Here is a 15,145-nt window from a genome sequence, read left to right on the forward strand (position 1 = left end):
CTCAATGCCGGTCGCCGGGCTACATTTCAGTCAACACACGTAGACTGAAATGGAGCGAGCCATGACCCAGACGATCGTGCTGACCTTCCTCGCCGGGCTGATGGGCGCCAACGGCATCCCGCATTTCATCCGGGGCATCACCGCCCGCGAGTACCCGAACCTGACCGGAAACTCTGCGACCGCCAACGCGATCGGCGGCTGGGCCGCCTTCGTCATCGCCGGTCTGCTGACCGCGGCAGCCCACGTCGGCGAGCATTCGAGGGCTGCCCTGATCGCGGCAGCGGCCGGCGTGCTGGTCATGGCTGTCTTTCACGCCCAGCGTGGCGCTTACCGTCTGAATGCCAGGTTCGGAAAGCCAATGCCGCGCTAACACGGCTAGGGTCGGGTGCATGAACGAGCGGAGCGAGTTCATCGTCAAGCACAGTGCGGCGAAGCGCTCAGCCGCGCCCGGAGCGAAGCGAGGACGCGGATGAGCGGTGAGGCGATGCTGGTCTTCGACGACAGTCTGACGGCGTACGACTTCGGTCATGGGCATCCGATGAGTCCGGTGCGGGTGGATCTGACGGTGCGGCTTGCCCGGGCGCTCGGCGTACTCGACGAACTGAAGGTTGTGCCGTCCTCGATCGCCGTTGATGCGGTGATCGGGACCGTGCACACCGACGAATACATCGCCGCGGTCAAGCGGGCCGGAGACGATCCCGACGTACCGGATCCGCTGCATGGGCTCGGAACTGAGGACACCTACTGTTTCGCGCGGATGCATGAGGCGTCCGCGCGGGTGGTCGGCGCCTCGGTCGAGGCGGCCCGCGCGGTGTGGGAGGGCGACGTACTGCACGCCGCGAACATCGCCGGCGGCCTGCACCACGCGATGCCGGACCGGGCCAGCGGCTTCTGTGTCTACAACGATCCCGCCATCGCGATCCAGTGGCTGCTCGATCACGGCGCCGAGAAGGTCGCGTACGTCGATGTCGACGTGCACCACGGTGACGGCGTACAGGCGGTGTTCTACAACGACCCTCGAGTGCTGACCGTCAGCCTGCACGAGTCGCCGACCACACTGTTCCCCGGCACCGGGAGCGCGGGGGAGACCGGTGGGCCGGATGCCGAAGGTACGGCGGTCAACATCCCGCTGCCGCCGGGGACGGGCGACGCCGGCTGGTTGCGGGCGTTCCACGCGATCGTGCCGGACGTGGTGAAAGCGTTCGGCCCGTCGGTGCTGGTCACGCAGCACGGGTGTGACTCGCACGTCGAGGATCCCCTGGCCCACTTGACGAAATCCGTCGACGGGCAGCGCGCGGCGTACCTGGCGCTGCACGATCTCGCGCACGAGGTCGCGGGCGGGAAATGGATTGCGACCGGTGGCGGCGGCTACGCGATCATCGACGTCGTACCGCGGGCCTGGAGCCACCTGCTCGCGATCGTCGCCGGCAATCCGATCGACCCACAGACGCTGGTGCCGGAGTCGTGGCGTGAGGACGTCAAGATCCGGTTCGCGCGGGTTGCGCCGATGCGGATGACGGACGGCCGGGACGCCGCGTACACGGACTGGTCGACCGGCTACAACCCCGACACCTGGCTCGACCGCTCCATCAAAGCCACCCGCGACATCAGCTTCCCGCTGCTCGGTCTCGACCCGTCGTATTAAGCGTCCCGCGCCGGATGTCCTCTGGCGCCTGCGACGCCCATGCAAGCACCCCGATGCACGCACCTGGACGCCGCAGTCACTCAGAGGCCATCCGGCGCGGGACGCTAGTCACACAAGACACCCTCTTTCCCATTCGTACCAACAGCCACTACGCTCTTTGTATGCACGGGCGGAGGTGCCGGAGGGGAAGCCGGCGCACGATCCGTGCTGGAAGTGCGGTGCGCAAATGGCATCAAAGAAGTCCGGTGGTGAGCAGCCGCTCGCCGAGGTGAAGTTCCTGACCGTGGCGGAGGTCGCCACGGCCATGCGCGTGTCCAAGATGACTGTGTACCGCTTGGTGCACTCCGGTGAGCTGCCCGCCGTCCGGGTGGGACGTTCGTTCCGGGTCTCCGAGGACGCCGTGCATGACTACCTCAAGGGCGCCTTCTTTCAAGCCGGATAACCACAACCGCGAGCGGCCGGATCCTCCCTAGGACCCGGCCGCTTCGCTGTCTGCTCAACTTCGAGACTGGGTGTGGCGGGGGCGGGTGGCTTGGCGGCCAGGGGTGGAGAGGGCGCGGAGGGCCTCGGCGGCTGCTTTGAGGGTTTCGGGTGGGACGTCGGTCCACAGTTCGTCGTGGGCGGCGGCGCTGGCCGCGACGGCCTTTTCGGCCAGGGCGACGCCTTCGTCGGTGAGGCGGATCTGGGTGCCACGACCGTCGTCCGGGTCCGGTTCGCGGACGACGAGGCCGCGGCGGACCAGCTGATTCGTCACATTGCTGGTGCCGCCGGAGGACAGCAGCAGGCTCCGGCTCAGATCCGACGGCTTCTGCCGGTACGGCGCTCCTGACCGCCGGAGCGTGACGATCACGTCGAACTCCGCCGTGGTGAGCCCGAGATCGCGCAACACCAGCCGGGTCGCCTCGTTCAGCTCGCCCGAGAGCAGCATGATCCGCTTGGTCAGCTCACTCGTCGGATACAGCACCGCCGGCAGCTCCCGCTCCCACGCGGCGATCAACCGGTCGACCGGATCACCTTCGCTTTCCACGTTGACAGTCTAAGAGGCTTTGGTGATAGCTTTTAAGAAAGCTTTCTTCTGAGGAGTCTACATGCGCAGGTTGTTGCGGGGTGGCGTGGTCATCGACACCGAGCCTGAGGTCGTGGCTCGCCCGGAGACCGACGTACTGATCGAGGACGGGCGGATCGCGGCGGTCGGGCCGGACCTGATCGCGGATGCCGAGGCGGCCGATGTCGAGGTCGTCGACGCGACGGAGCGGATCGTGCTGCCGGGGTTCGTGGACACGCATCGGCATCTGTGGCAGACGGCCTTGCGCGGCAGCACGGTCGATGCGGATCTGGGGGTCTACCTCGAGCAGGTGATCGGAAAGTACGGTTCGCGTTTCCGCGCCGAGGATGTTGCTGCGGGCAACCTTGTCGGCGCGCTCGAATGCCTGAATGCCGGGATCACCACGGTGCAGGACTATCTGCACGTGCAGTCGTCGCAGGAGCATGCCGACGCGGCACTGGATGCCTTGCGCAGCAGCGGAATCCGTGCCGTCTTCGGCTACGGGCCGTCGCCGCTGAGCGGTCAGCCGGTCGACCCGGACGGCATGCGGCGCATCATGGATCGCTCGTCGGAGCGGATCACGATGGCGGTGGCTGCAATCGGTCCGTCGTATGCGCCGTTCGAGGTCGTCCGTGCGGACTGGGACCTGGCCGACTCACTCGGTGTGCCGGTGGCTGTCCATATCAGCAGCAGTGCGGTGTCCGTCGATCCGATCACGCGGCTGCGGGATGCGGGGCTGTTGCGGCCGAACACGTTGTACGTGCACGGCAACAACCTGCCCGACTCCGAGTTCAAGCTGATCGCGGAGTCGGGTGCGGCTGTCTCGGTCACGCCGTCCGTCGAAGCGCGGATGGAGATGGGTGATCAGCTGGCCGGCCGGCTGCACGCGATCGGGGTCAACTTCGGCTTGGGGATCGACGTGGTGACGAGCGGGTCCGGCGACATGTTCTCCGCGATGCACGCACTCCTTGCCCTTGGCTACAAGACGTTCACGGCAGCCGACGTACTGCGGATCGCCACGCTGGAAGGCGCTCGCGCGCTCGGCCTGACCGACGTCGGATCGTTTGCTATCGGCAACAAGGCCGACGTCGTGCTGCTTCGCCGTACGGACATCAATCTGGTCGGCGGACTGCATGATCCGATCGCGACTGTCGTTACCGCCGCGCACCCGGGGAACGTGGATACAGTCTTGGTCTCCGGTACGGCGGTCAAGCGGGATGGTTCGCTGGTGTCTGCTTCCCTTCCGGCTGCGGTGGATGCGTTGACCGAGTCGGCGGCCTATCTAACGCTTCAGCAGTGATCGGATGGCTGTGGTGATCTCCGCGGGGGATTCCTCGGCCATGAAGTGACCGGCGGTGGTGGTCTGGTGGTGGAGGTCGGAAGACCAGGCTCGCCAGAGGGCTGCGGCGTCGAAGCCGAGCGCGGCGCCCCAGTCCTGCTGGATCACTGTGAGCGGCATCCGCAAGGTGTTGCCGGCGGCCCGATCTTCTGCGTCGTGGGTGACGTCGATCGTGGCGGAGGCTCGGTAGTCGGCGACGATCGACGGCACCGCGGCGCGGCAGGCGTCCAGGTAGGCCGCGCGTACTTCAGCGGGGATCGCGTTGCTTTCTTTCGCCCAGGATGTAAGGAAGTGGTCGAAGAACGTGTCCGCGCTGGCGGTGATCAGCTCCTCGGGCAGGCCAGGAGGTTGGGCCATCAAGTAGAGGTGGAAGCCGACCGCGGCGCTCGTACCGTGCATCACGTCCCACATGTCGAGGGTCGGGAGGACGTCGAGGCACATCAGGTGCGTGATGACATCCGGGTGGTCGAGCCCCGCTCTGAAGGCCACCAGCGCACCGCGGTCGTGACCGGCCAGGGCGAACTTTGTGTGCCCAAGGTTGCGGGCAACCTCGACGATGTCCGCCGCCATCTCCCGCTTCGAGTAGCCGTCGGATGGTTTGTCGCTGGCGCCGTAGCCGCGGAGGTCCGGGCAGATGACGGTGTGGTCGGCGGCGAGGTCGGTCGCGACGTGGCGCCACATCAGGTGGGTCTGCGGGAATCCGTGCAGCAGCACGACCGGAGTGCCGGAGCCGCCGACCGCGACATTGAGCGTCACGCCTGCGCCGGCGACACGGTGGGAATCGAAGCCGTTGATGTTCATGATCTTCAGCGTCCCAGTCGCGAATGAGCGATGGATGAGCGTTAGCGTGGCCGAGTGGAGTTCGGGGTGCTCGGCCCGGTGGTGGCCTGGGATGCTGCCGGCCAGCCGGTTGGCCTGAAGGGGCCGCGGCACCGGGCTGTGCTGGGGCGGCTGATTGTTGCGCGGGGGCGCGTCGTACCTGCGGCGCGGTTGGTCGACGACCTGTGGCTCGACCCGCCGGATGGTGCGCTGAGCGCCGTACGGACGTTTGTGGCTTCGCTGCGGCGGGCGCTGGAACCAGAGCGGGCGCCGCGGACTCCGGCGCGGTTGCTGGTGACCGAAGGGCCTGGATACGCCTTGCGGACGGATGCTGTCGATGCTTGGCGGTTCGAGGATGCTGTGGGTGCGGCGTTGCCGCCTGGTGAGCTGTTGTCGCAACTGGCGAAGGCTCTGGCGTTGTGGCGTGGTCCGGCGTACGCCGACTTCGCTGAGGAGGGGTGGGCGCAGGCGGAACGCTCGCGACTCACTGAGCTGCGGCTGCGAGCTGTGGAGCGGCAGGCGGAAGCTCAACTGGCGCTGGGCCTGGCGGGCGAGGCCGTACCGGAGCTGGACGCGCATGTGACTGAGCATCCCTGGCGTGAGGAGGGGTGGCGCTTGCTGGCCCTCGCGCTCTACCGGACTGGTCAGCAGGGCGATGCTCTGGCCGTACTACGCCGTGCACGCTCCCTGCTGGTCGACCAGCTCGGCATCGATCCCACTACGGCGCTGAGCCGCCTGGAGACCGACATCCTCAACCAGGCCGACCACCTCGAAGCTGTATCTGTGTGGGAGGCCGCGACGGCGGCGTACGGCCGTGTCGGGCCCAGAGCAAGGTTGGAGTCGACGGTAGGACTACTGCGCAGCCTGGCGGTGACGGGAGGCGGTGGGCTCGAGGAGGCGCGTCGCCACCGGCTCGCAGCTGTCACTGCGGCCGAGGAGCTCGGCGATGCCGACCTGACTGCCAGAGTCATCGGCGCGTACGACGTACCGGCGATCTGGACGCGCTCGGACGATGACGCGCAGGCGGCAGCGATCGTGGCCGCAGCGGAGCGAGCGCTGCCGAGGCAACAGCACCCGGCGACCCGTGCTCGGCTGCTGGCGACGATAGCGCTGGAATCGCGTGGTTCTCGGGCTCCTCGTGCTGCGGAGGCGGCGCGCGAGGCGGAGGAGATCGCGCGTGGGCTCGACGATCCCGGTCTGCTGGCGTTCGCTCTCAACGGCGTCTTCATGCAGAGCTGCCGTCGCGCTGGCCTTGCACCGCAACGCGATGCCATCGGCGCCGAGCTTGTCGCGCTGTCTCAACGCCACGGGCTCGTCACCTATGAGGTGCTGGGGCACCTGGTCCGGCTGCAGTCCCTCAGTGCTCTCAACGACTTCCGCACAGCCGACGACGCCGCAGCTGCTGCTGACGCGTTGGCTGCGCGTCACGAGCTCCCACTGGTCGCTGTCTTCACCGGGTGGTATCGCGCGATGCGTCTCGATACAGAGGCTGCGTACTGCGAGGCTGCTGCCTTGCTGGATGGTGCTGGCATGCCTGGGCTCTCCGTGGGCCTGCTTCCATTAGCGCTTGCCTGCTTGCGGTTGCGGCACGCGGCGCCTGTCCCTGATGTCGACTACGGCCCTTACGAACCGTGGGTGCGACCGCTGGTGCTGCTGTCGCAGGAGCGCCGTACTGAAGCCCTTGCAGCGCTGCAGAAGGCGCCGGAGCCGGAGCCCGGTCTGCTGCTCGAAGCTCTGTGGTGTCTGACAGCCCATGCGGCCAGAGAGCTTGGTGACGAGCAGCAGCTGGAGCGGGCGCGTGCAGCACTGACCCCTGCTGCTGCAGAGCTGGCAGCCGGCAGCGGTCTCCTCAGCCTCGGGGCTGTCGCGGACTACCTCTGAAGGTCGTCGGGTGAGCCAGTTTCGGACTTGCGGTCGGCGGCGATACGCAGCTCGTGGTGCGACTGGTGAGCGGTCGTGCGGTAGGCCTCGTCGTGGGCTGCGATCGCGCCGGCAAGGGCCGAGCCGTGCCCGCGCCCCTTGGCCCACGAGGCGAACCAGGTCAGCCCTGCGAGCACGACCACCAGTCCGCCGAGAAACAGCACATACGCCATTCGACGATCGTACGCGGCCTGACGCTCACAGGAAGCTCCCAGGTTGTTCACAGAGCGGTTGCAGTGCGCGCGGTCAGGATTGAGTCATCGCCGGGAACGAGCCCGGTGCCAGACTTCCAGGGAGATCCTGATGCGTACGAAGATCGTCAAGACCGTTGCCGCTGGCACCATTGTCAGCCTGGGCTTCGCCGCCGTCGCCTTCACCCCGGCGGCCTACGCGACCACCACGTCGGGCGAGAAGACCACTACGGTCATCGGCCCGCACCTGGCCGTACTGACCGACCCGATCGTCCAGATCCCGGTCCGCAAGGCCGCCTAACCCCGCCGCGCGCGAACCGCGAGGGTATGAGGCACATCGCCCCCGCCAGGTTCCTCGAAACGTTCGACGGTCAGATCAGTGGCGAGGAAGGCATTCAGGTACTCCGCGAGCGGCGCATGGCGCATCCCGACGCGCCGGCGGATCCCATCCTCACCCCACCAGGGCGACTCCTCGTGCCATCCCGGTGTGCGGTAGTTCGGATGGATCAGCCTGCTGCCGTTCTCCTCCCAGACGACATGCGGGCCGTTGAAGCAGGGATGTACGCCGTACGCCACCAGCAGACCGCCTGGACGCAGGACGCGCGTCGCCTCGCGGAGGACCTTGCCGAAGTCGTCCACGTCGGTGGAGATCCACATCACCGTCACGGTGTCGAAGGACTCGTCGGCGAACGGCAGTACGGCGGCGTCGGCGCGCATCAGCGGGCCGTCGGTGCGGCTCCGGGCCATCTGGAGCTGGTCAGCCGAGTAATCCAGCCCGACGACAGTGCGGCCGGTCGCCCGAATGGTCTCGAAGTTGCGCCCGGTGCCGCAGCCGATGTCCAGGCAGGGGCCGGATCCGGTGCCGAGCAGGTCGAGCAGTCCCGGCTGATGGGGCTCCCGGCCGGCTACGAACCGGGCCTCGTACCAATCGGCCAGACCGTCGTACCGAGCCTTCATCCGAGCCTCCCCAGGTCGAGCCTCCAGCCTACCCATCCGCCCGCTTTAGGTTGAGCAAGCGCTCTACGGGTAAGCTTTGCCGACGTTCTCTTTAGGTTTGGAAGGTCCACTGTGGGTTCGGTTATCAAGAAGCGCCGTAAGCGGATGGCGAAGAAGAAGCACCGCAAGCTGCTGAAGAAGACGCGGGTGCAGCGCCGCAAGCTCGGCAAGTAAGCATTCCCGCCGCGCCGGCGGTCCGGCGCGGCGACGTATGGGGTTGCTGTCTGGCTGGGGGTCACTCGTGGCACAGGTGGTAATGGTGACCGGCGTCTCGCGAGACGCCGGTGCTCGCTGTGCCCGCAGGCTGGCCGACGACCCGTCGATCGGCACCGTGCTCGGCATCGACGTGGTACCACCACGCGCCGAGCTGGGCCGGGTCCGGTTCGTCCGGGCCGACATCCGCAACCCCGTGATCGCCAAGGTGATCGCCGCCGAGGGTGTCGACACCGTCGTACACACCGGTGTGGTGGCGACGCCAGGCAGCGCCGGCGGCCGGTCGTCGATGAAGGAGATCAACGTCATCGGCACCATGCAGCTGCTCGCCGCCTGCCAGAAGGCGCCCGGCGTGGCCAAGCTGGTGGTGAAATCGTCGACCACCGTGTACGGCGCTGGTCCGCGCGACCCGGCCATGTTCACCGAGGAGATGGCGCCGCGGGCGATCCATCAGACCGGGCTGAGCAAGGACGCGGTCGAGGTCGAGGGCTACGTGCGCGGCTTCGCGCGGCGCCGGCCCGACGTCTGCGTCAGCACGCTGCGGATGGCGAACTGGATCGGTCCCAAGACAAACTCCCCGATCACCCGCTACTTCGCGATGCCCGTCGTACCGACAGTCTTCGGCTACGACGCCCGCCTCCAGTTCCTGCACGAGGACGACGGCGTCGCGGCGATCCACCACGCCACCGTCAACGACCTCCCCGGGACCTTCAACCTCGCCGGTGACGGAATCCTCTCGCTGTCCCAGGCGATCCGCCGGCTCGGCCGGCCGACGCTGCGGGTGCCGTCGTTCACCGCGGCCAGCACGGCGGCCGTCGTACGGCGGGCTCGGCTGGCGGACTTCTCGCCGGACCAGATCACCTTCCTGACGTACGGGCGGGCGGTGGACACGACGCGGATGCGGACCGAGTTCGGCTTCGAGCCGGAGTACACGACGGCGGCCGCGTTCGACGACTTCCGCAACTCGCTCGGGCCGGGCGCGGTCACCAAGGCCTCGTCGTTGCTCGCCGCCGGACTGGGAGCCCTGCGTGGCTGATGCCGAGGTGATTCCGATCGGTTCAGGTGGCCGCCCGGGGCGTGGCAGCGGCCGTCGTACGACGCCGTCCGCGGCAGCCCGCGCCCTCGCCGGATCCTCTTCGAAGCGGAAGAAGCCTGCGAGCAGCACAGACATGCCTGCCGAGCCGGTCGGTGTTGTCGAGGACGTCGAGGATGCCCCGGTCACCGAGGCTCCTCCCGGTCTCGACTTCGCGGGGCTCGAGCGGGTCGTGCGCGAACTGTTCGGCGAGGACGGGGAGCGGCGGGTCGCGGAGTGGCTGGCGTTCCTGCGGCGGCGGTTGAGCGGGAACTACGAGGTCGACGAGTTCGGGTATGACGCGGACTTGACCGACCAGGTGTTGCTGCCGGTGCTGCGCCCGTTGGCGGAGAAGTGGTTCCGCGTCGAGGTGCGTGGGGTGGAGAACATCCCGTCCGACGGCGGCGCGCTGATCGTCGCGAACCACTCCGGGACGATGCCGCTGGACGGTCTCGTCACGCAGTTGATCGTCGCGGACCACGCGCATCGGCCGCTGCGTACGCTCGCGGCCGACCTGGTGTTCCAGACGCCGTTCGTGGGTGAGCTGGCCCGCAAGGGCGGGGCGACGCTGGCGAGCAACGACGATGCCGAGCGGCTGCTGGGCCGTGGTGACCTGGTCGGAGTGTGGCCGGAGGGGTTCAAAGGGATCGGGAAGCCGTTCAGCGAGCGGTACAAGCTGCAGCGATTCGGGCGCGGTGGGTTCGTCAGCGCCGCGATGCGGACCGGGGTGCCGATCGTGCCGTGCTCGATCGTGGGCGCGGAGGAGATCTATCCGCTGGTCGGAAACATCGCGTCGCTGGCGCGGCTGCTGGGCGTGCCGTACATCCCGATCACCCCGTTCTTCCCGCTGCTCGGGCCGCTGGGGCTGATCCCGCTGCCGTCGAAGTGGCTGATCGAGTTCGGCGAACCCATCCGCACCGACGACTTCGCCGACGGCGCCGCCGACGACCCGATGCTCGTCTTCAACGTCACCGACCAGGTCCGCGAAACCATCCAGCAGACCCTGTACGCCCTCCTCATGCAACGCCGCTCAGTCTTCTTCTGACCCGGCTCCGACCACCTTCGGCTGACCCGGCTCCGACCACCTTCCGCTGACCCACCTCCGCCCGCCATCCGATGGGTCAACCCGTCGGGTGGTGGGTTCCCCGCTGGCATGCAGGTGGGGAACCCACAAGCTCATGGGTTAGCCAGCCAAATGGTGGAGAAGCAAGAAGCCCGGCGCGGGTGCGCCGGGCTTCTTGGTGTCTGGGCCTACTTCCAGGGTGGAAGGAGGGTGGTGATGATGCCGGGGAGGTTGATGATGGGGGTGGTCGGGACGCTCAGGGACGGGAACGGCCAGGGCCACGAAGGGGTGCCTGGGGTTGCCAACGTCGGAACGACCGTCGGGGTCGTCGTCGGGTTCGACGACGACTGGTTCGGCGGCGTCTTCAGACTCGGCGGGGGAGTGTTGGACTCCTCCACGATCGTCGTGTTCGGCGCCTTCGTCGGCGTACTGCCCGGCTTGGTGCTCGCGCCTTTGCTCGGCTTGGTGGTCGGAGCCGTGGTCGGCCCGTTGCTCGGGTCGGTCGGCTCACTGCCCGGGGTGTTCACCGCCGGCTGACCGCTGCCCTTGGCCGGCTTCGGCTGCTCACACTTCGGGCAGGCGACGGTGGTGTGCTGGGCAAGTTGCTCGATCGTCGCCAGCGCCTCCACCCCGGACTTCAGGGATTCGGGCGGCAGCTTCGGCGCGAGCTCACCAAGAGCCTGGCGGGCGTTCGTGATGAACTGCGTGATCGCCGCGATCGAGCTGGTGTCACCGTCCTGCTGGTACGACGCGACCAGCCGGGACACGCCCTTGCGTGCCTGGCTGGAGAAGTCGTCCAGCGTCGCGTTGATGGTGGTCACGTCGCCGCCGTTCTCGGCGAGTGCGCGGACCTCGGACAGCCGGGTCATCGCATGTTCGAGATCGCGCCGGCCCCGGGAGTCGTCCCCGACGCTGACGTTGGTGGAGACGTTCTCGATGCTGCGCTTCATCCCGTACAGCGTGTCGCCGGGCATCGCCTGCTGCGCGGCGGCGGCAGAACCGATGCCACCTCCGAGCAGCACCAGCGCGGCGGTACTGGCCACGAGCCGGATGCGCCGGCCGTGACGATGGCGGATATCTGTCACGGACGCGTCGACGTCCTCGCGGGCTGGCGGGTCGTCCGAGAGGTCGGGAGTGCTGCGCACTACGGTCGGAGTCGTTGCCGCGCGGGCCGCCGCCTGCTCAAGCAGGCGGTGCCTCAGCTCGGCTCTGAACTCCGGACGCGGTGCCACTGCTCCGGCGGTCCTCAGCCGCCCGACCAGTTCCACAGCCTCCAGAAGCTCTGGGTCGTCGCTCAATCGCGAAGAGTGACGGGGCCCGTGATCGACGGCGTGCGCGAAGGTCTCCGCGCGCGCTCGAGCCCTGTGTAGGTCACTCATGAGTTCTCGTTCTCCTCAATGGCCAGTCGGGGTCACCGACAGGTCCTCACCAGGCAAAACGAAGAAACTCCCTGACGGGTTACGGAAGACATGCGTTGTCATCCTCCTCACCTCAAGTCCTTGGGGATAACCTTCGCCAAGTGCCGGACGGCCCTCAGTTGCAGTTGCTTGACGGCGCCCTCTGACTTCTCCAGCGCCCTGGCCGTTTCCGCGATCGACAAGCCGGCGAAAAATCGCATCGTCAGGCAGTCGCGTTGCTCGTCGGGCAAGGCCGCGACCGCGTCCCGCAGCACCTCGGCGGTGGCGGCGGCCAGTACGTCGACCTCCGGTCCCTCGGTCTGCCGGTCGTGGGTCTCGATCTCGTCCGTGACCACCTCGAGCCGGACCCTTCCGGACTTGTAGTGGTCGGTGATGAGGTTCCGGGCGATCGTCACCAGCCAGGCGCCGAAGTCCCGGCCCTGCCAGCGGAACGAGTCCAGCGCGCGCAGCGCCCGGACGAACGTCTCGCTGGTCAGGTCCTCGGCGAGTGCCGACGACGACACCCGCGCGTAGATGTAGCGATAGACGGTGAGCGAATACTCGTCGTACAGCTCACCGAAGGCACCGACGTCCCCGGCCTGGGCGCGATCGACGAGCTCCGCACGTCTCATCCCGTCCGGGCTTGGCTCCGGCGTCGTCAAGATTTCTCCCCGTTCAACTGACACGTCTTCTGACACATCCGCGAATCGCCACAGCGGCTGAGACAGCACCGAGCGTTACGCCTGAAGCACCCGCTGTCAACAGCCCGAGGCGTGCCGCCTTCCGTCCGGTCCGATAGTCACGAATGCGCCAGCCGGCTACTTCCGCGTGGCGGCGCAGCCTGCTGTCGGGGTTGATCGCGCATGGATTCCCCACCAGCTCGAGCATCGGCAAGTCGTTCACCGAGTCCGAGTACGCCGCACAGGAGGCCAGGTTCAGCCCCTCGTGCGCCGCAAGCGCGCGGACGGCCTCCGCCTTGGCCGGGCCATGCAGGATGTCGCCCACGAGTTCACCTGTATATATCCCGTCACGCTCCGCTGCAACCGTTCCGAGCGCGCCGGTCAGTCCGAGCCGCCTGGCGAGCAGCTTCGCGACCTCCACCGGAGCGGCCGTCACCAGCCACACTCGCTCGCCCGCGTCCAGGTGCTGCTGGGCGAGAGCGCGCGTACCGGGCCAGATCCGGTCGGCCATCAGCTCGTCGAAGATCTCCTCGACCAGGATCTGCACCTCGGCCACGCGGTGGCCGGCGATGAACGAGAGCGCGCTCGACCGGGCCTTGGCGACCGAATCGGGTGTTTCACCCTGGAGCCGGAACCTCAACTGTGCAAAGGCTTTCCGCGCGATCTCGCCGGTCGTGAAGAACTTTCGCCGGTACAGCCCGCGGGCCAGATGGAACATCGAGGCGCCCTGCAGCATCGTGTTGTCGACGTCGAAGAACGCGGCCGCGTCCCGCACCGGCGGTGTCTCCAGCGCAGCCTCGACCTCGGCCGCCGCCGCACTGGCTTCCCCCGCCAGTACCGACCTCGCCCGAAGATCCCGCGACGAACCCCCAACCATGACAGAGGACCCTAGGGCACAGAACCCCAGCCTGTCGCCTACTCCGCGTCACCGAATCCTGCGATGGACGAAACGACCCAAGCCCGGCAAGCCGTGCTATGGCCGACATGACAGACTCACCTGGTGAACTTCAATTTCGCAGACATTCTTCGTGACACAGCGCAACGTCACGGCGAACGTCTCGCGCTGGTCGACGGCGACCGGCGGCTGACCTGGAGCGAGCTCGACGAGGCCGTCGACAAGGCCGCGCAGGGGTTCTCCGCCGCCGGTCTGGTGCCCGGTTACCGGGTGATCCTGCTGCTCGCCAACAGCGTTGAGTTCGTCACGTCCTACCTTGGGATTCTTCGCGCCGGCCTGGTCGCCGTACCGCTGAACACAGGTCTCACCAAGTCCGAGATCGACACTGTCGTGGCGCACTCCGGAGCCCGGCTCGCGGTCGCCGGCGGCGACCTCGCGAGCAAGATCGAAGGCCTCCGGACGGTCCGCGCCGGCGAGCTCCAGGGTGACGCTCCGTTACTTCCGCAGACCGACCCGGAGGCGCTCGCCGTCCTCCTCTACACCTCCGGCACCAGCGGTGCGCCGCGGGCCGCGATGCTCACCCACCGGGCGCTCGCCGCGAACGTGAAGAATCTCTCCGCCCTCGGCGAGGACCGGATGGGCCCCGACGACGTCGTCCTCGGCGTGCTGCCGATGTTCCACGCGTTCGGACTGAACGCCGTACTCGGCTGGACCGTCGCGACCGGCGCGGCCCTGATCGTCGATGAGCGGTTCGACTCGACCCACACCCTCGACCTGATCGGCAAGTACGGCGTGACGCGGCTGCCGCTGGCTCCGCCCGCACTGCAGGCACTCCTGGCCCGGTCCGATCTCCGCGAGGCGCTGCGAACGGTCAAGGTCGTACTCACCGGAGCGTCGACTCTGGATCGAGCGCTGGCAGACCGGTTCGAGCGGGAGACCGGGCTTTTCGTCCACCAAGGGTACGGCCTGACCGAAGCGTCCCCAGGAGTCACCACGACCCTCGGCGAGACCGACCCCGAGCCGGGCTCGGTCGGCCGCCCGCTGCCGAACGTCGAGCTCCGGATCGCCGACGAACAAGGCGAAGACGTCGAGGGCGACGACCCCGGCGAGATCCTGATCCGCGGCCGGAACTTGTTCTCCGGCTACTGGCCGGACGGCGTGGACGGACCGGACCAGGACGGGTGGTACCGGACCGGTGACGTCGGCTATCTGGACGCCGACGGGGAGCTGTTCCTGGTCGACCGGTTGCGCGAGCTGATCATCGTGTCCGGGTTCAACGTGTTCCCGAGCGAGGTCGAGGAGGTTCTGGTCGCGGTCGACGGTGTCCGGGAGGCCGCCGTGATCGGCGTACCTTCCGAGGAGACCGGCGAGGCGGTGAAGGCGTTCGTCGTACCGGAAACTGGCGCGACGGTGGATCCGGCGGCGGTCCGTGAGTACGCCGGGACGCGGCTGGCGCGGTTCAAGTGCCCGGTGGAGATCGAGGTGGTGGACCACCTGCCGCACTCGGTCACCGGGAAGGTCGCCAAGGGTCGCCTGCGGGAAGCGGACCGATGAGCAGAGTCACCCTCTACACCAAGCCCGGCTGTCATCTCTGTGAGGACGCCCGCGCGATCGTGGTGAAAGTCTGTGCCGAACTCGGCGAGGAATGGACCGAGGTCGACATCACCCAGGACCAGGCGCTCTTCTCGGAGTACGGCGATCAGATCCCGGTCACGTTCGTCGACGGCAAGCAGCACGACTTCTGGCGGGTCGACCCGGTCCGGCTGCGGACGGCACTGATGGGCACCCAGGCCGACGAGGCCCGGCCGGGCCTGATGGAACGGCTCAGGCGGCGGCGCGGGCAGTGACCACGGTCACGCCGGGCTTCGCC

At 67.9% G+C, this 15,145-nt stretch carries 18 protein-coding genes; 11 read left to right on the top strand and 7 right to left on the bottom strand.

The annotated features are described in order from the left end of the window. Window positions 1–61: 61 nt before the first annotated feature. The 3 genes from EV646_RS10525 (at window position 62) to EV646_RS10535 (ending at window position 2,087) form a co-directional block, all read left to right on the top strand. The gene (locus tag EV646_RS10525) at window positions 62–370 is read left to right on the top strand and encodes a hypothetical protein (protein ID WP_132146818.1); all 309 of its coding nucleotides are present in this window, start codon (window positions 62–64) and stop codon (window positions 368–370) included. Between the two features lie 99 nt (window positions 371–469). Next, complete coding sequence (locus EV646_RS10530; RefSeq protein ID WP_132146821.1) at window positions 470–1,645, top strand: acetoin utilization protein AcuC; 1,176 nt, start codon at window positions 470–472, stop codon at window positions 1,643–1,645. 226 nt (window positions 1,646–1,871) lie between these two features. After that, on the top strand, window positions 1,872–2,087 hold the full coding sequence (locus tag EV646_RS10535) for a helix-turn-helix domain-containing protein (protein WP_012923942.1): 216 nt from the start codon (window positions 1,872–1,874) through the stop codon (window positions 2,085–2,087). A 54-nt stretch (window positions 2,088–2,141) separates the two neighbouring features. Here the strand turns inward: EV646_RS10535 and EV646_RS10540 are convergent, their stop codons facing one another. Further along, on the bottom strand, window positions 2,142–2,672 hold the full coding sequence (locus EV646_RS10540) for a MarR family winged helix-turn-helix transcriptional regulator (protein WP_241995740.1): 531 nt from the start codon (window positions 2,670–2,672) through the stop codon (window positions 2,142–2,144). A 61-nt stretch (window positions 2,673–2,733) separates the two neighbouring features. Between EV646_RS10540 and EV646_RS10545 the strand changes: the two genes are divergently transcribed. Continuing rightward, entirely contained in the window at window positions 2,734–3,990 is a 1,257-nt protein-coding gene (locus EV646_RS10545; protein WP_132146824.1) for an amidohydrolase family protein, read from the top strand. On the opposite strand, the gene EV646_RS10550 is transcribed toward EV646_RS10545, so the two are convergent. Then, window positions 3,973–4,830 carry an alpha/beta fold hydrolase gene (locus tag EV646_RS10550; protein WP_132146827.1) on the bottom strand — a complete coding sequence of 286 codons (858 nt, stop codon included), beginning with the start codon at window positions 4,828–4,830 and terminating at the stop codon, window positions 3,973–3,975. The two genes, EV646_RS10545 and EV646_RS10550, sit on opposite strands and share 18 nt — an antisense overlap. 54 nt (window positions 4,831–4,884) lie before the next feature. Between EV646_RS10550 and EV646_RS10555 the strand changes: the two genes are divergently transcribed. Beyond that, window positions 4,885–6,729: an AfsR/SARP family transcriptional regulator gene (locus EV646_RS10555; RefSeq protein ID WP_132146830.1), complete on the top strand. Its 1,845-nt coding sequence runs from the start codon at window positions 4,885–4,887 to the stop codon at window positions 6,727–6,729. Here the strand turns inward: EV646_RS10555 and EV646_RS10560 are convergent. Then, window positions 6,720–6,941, bottom strand: a complete 222-nt coding sequence (locus EV646_RS10560) for a hypothetical protein (RefSeq protein WP_132146833.1) — start codon at window positions 6,939–6,941, stop codon at window positions 6,720–6,722. The genes EV646_RS10555 and EV646_RS10560 overlap by 10 nt on opposite strands. 130 nt (window positions 6,942–7,071) lie before the next feature. Between EV646_RS10560 and EV646_RS10565 the strand changes: the two genes are divergently transcribed. Continuing rightward, complete coding sequence (locus EV646_RS10565; protein ID WP_132146836.1) at window positions 7,072–7,260, top strand: hypothetical protein; 189 nt, start codon at window positions 7,072–7,074, stop codon at window positions 7,258–7,260. Here EV646_RS10565 and EV646_RS10570 read toward each other — a convergent pair. After that, the gene (locus EV646_RS10570) at window positions 7,257–7,916 is read right to left on the bottom strand and encodes a class I SAM-dependent methyltransferase (RefSeq protein WP_132146839.1); all 660 of its coding nucleotides are present in this window, start codon (window positions 7,914–7,916) and stop codon (window positions 7,257–7,259) included. The genes EV646_RS10565 and EV646_RS10570 overlap by 4 nt on opposite strands. 111 nt (window positions 7,917–8,027) lie before the next feature. Between EV646_RS10570 and EV646_RS10575 the strand changes: the two genes are divergently transcribed. The 3 genes from EV646_RS10575 (at window position 8,028) to EV646_RS10585 (ending at window position 10,285) form a co-directional block, all read left to right on the top strand. After that, window positions 8,028–8,129, top strand: a complete 102-nt coding sequence (locus EV646_RS10575; RefSeq protein ID WP_008356322.1) for a 30S ribosomal protein bS22 — start codon at window positions 8,028–8,030, stop codon at window positions 8,127–8,129. 67 nt (window positions 8,130–8,196) lie between these two features. Beyond that, on the top strand, window positions 8,197–9,204 hold the full coding sequence (locus tag EV646_RS10580) for an NAD-dependent epimerase/dehydratase family protein (RefSeq protein ID WP_479684487.1): 1,008 nt from the start codon (window positions 8,197–8,199) through the stop codon (window positions 9,202–9,204). Continuing rightward, a complete protein-coding gene (locus EV646_RS10585; protein ID WP_132146843.1) occupies window positions 9,197–10,285 on the top strand; it encodes a lysophospholipid acyltransferase family protein in 1,089 nt (362 codons plus the stop codon). Before EV646_RS10580 ends, EV646_RS10585 begins: the two co-directional genes overlap by 8 nt. 206 nt (window positions 10,286–10,491) lie before the next feature. Here the strand turns inward: EV646_RS10585 and EV646_RS10590 are convergent, their stop codons facing one another. The 3 genes from EV646_RS10590 to EV646_RS10600 all read right to left on the bottom strand — a co-directional run bounded on the left by EV646_RS10590 (window position 10,492) and on the right by EV646_RS10600 (window position 13,257). Further along, complete coding sequence (locus EV646_RS10590) at window positions 10,492–11,601, bottom strand: DUF5667 domain-containing protein (RefSeq protein ID WP_241995742.1); 1,110 nt, start codon at window positions 11,599–11,601, stop codon at window positions 10,492–10,494. Between the two features lie 188 nt (window positions 11,602–11,789). Next, a complete protein-coding gene (locus tag EV646_RS10595) occupies window positions 11,790–12,362 on the bottom strand; it encodes a sigma-70 family RNA polymerase sigma factor (RefSeq protein ID WP_241995744.1) in 573 nt (190 codons plus the stop codon). A 13-nt stretch (window positions 12,363–12,375) separates the two neighbouring features. After that, on the bottom strand, window positions 12,376–13,257 hold the full coding sequence (locus tag EV646_RS10600; protein WP_132146849.1) for an HAD family hydrolase: 882 nt from the start codon (window positions 13,255–13,257) through the stop codon (window positions 12,376–12,378). A 123-nt stretch (window positions 13,258–13,380) separates the two neighbouring features. On the opposite strand from EV646_RS10600, the gene EV646_RS10605 reads away from it, so the two are divergent. Both EV646_RS10605 and EV646_RS10610 read left to right on the top strand, forming a co-directional pair. Further along, the gene (locus EV646_RS10605; protein ID WP_132146852.1) at window positions 13,381–14,829 is read left to right on the top strand and encodes a class I adenylate-forming enzyme family protein; all 1,449 of its coding nucleotides are present in this window, start codon (window positions 13,381–13,383) and stop codon (window positions 14,827–14,829) included. Beyond that, window positions 14,826–15,122, top strand: coding sequence for a glutaredoxin family protein (locus EV646_RS10610; protein WP_132146855.1), 297 nt, complete (start codon window positions 14,826–14,828; stop codon window positions 15,120–15,122). Before EV646_RS10605 ends, EV646_RS10610 begins: the two co-directional genes overlap by 4 nt. Window positions 15,123–15,145 lie beyond the last annotated feature (23 nt).

It is taken from the genome of Kribbella antiqua (assembly GCF_004345665.1).
Lineage (GTDB): Bacteria > Actinomycetota > Actinomycetes > Propionibacteriales > Kribbellaceae > Kribbella > Kribbella antiqua.

Excerpts from the sequence above, each read along its gene's own strand:
- EV646_RS10525 (WP_132146818.1), top strand. The coding sequence starts at position 62 with ATGACCCAGACGATCGTGCTGACCTTCCTCGCCGGGCTGATGGGCGCC.
- EV646_RS10570 (WP_132146839.1), bottom strand. The coding sequence starts at position 7,916 with ATGAAGGCTCGGTACGACGGTCTGGCCGATTGGTACGAGGCCCGGTTC.
- EV646_RS10565 (WP_132146836.1), top strand. The coding sequence starts at position 7,072 with ATGCGTACGAAGATCGTCAAGACCGTTGCCGCTGGCACCATTGTCAGC.
- EV646_RS10545 (WP_132146824.1), top strand. The coding sequence starts at position 2,734 with ATGCGCAGGTTGTTGCGGGGTGGCGTGGTCATCGACACCGAGCCTGAG.
- EV646_RS10560 (WP_132146833.1), bottom strand. The coding sequence starts at position 6,941 with ATGGCGTATGTGCTGTTTCTCGGCGGACTGGTGGTCGTGCTCGCAGGG.
- EV646_RS10535 (WP_012923942.1), top strand. The coding sequence starts at position 1,872 with ATGGCATCAAAGAAGTCCGGTGGTGAGCAGCCGCTCGCCGAGGTGAAG.
- EV646_RS10530 (WP_132146821.1), top strand. The coding sequence starts at position 470 with ATGAGCGGTGAGGCGATGCTGGTCTTCGACGACAGTCTGACGGCGTAC.
- EV646_RS10600 (WP_132146849.1), bottom strand. The coding sequence starts at position 13,257 with ATGGTTGGGGGTTCGTCGCGGGATCTTCGGGCGAGGTCGGTACTGGCG.
- EV646_RS10550 (WP_132146827.1), bottom strand. The coding sequence starts at position 4,830 with ATGAACATCAACGGCTTCGATTCCCACCGTGTCGCCGGCGCAGGCGTG.
- EV646_RS10610 (WP_132146855.1), top strand. The coding sequence starts at position 14,826 with ATGAGCAGAGTCACCCTCTACACCAAGCCCGGCTGTCATCTCTGTGAG.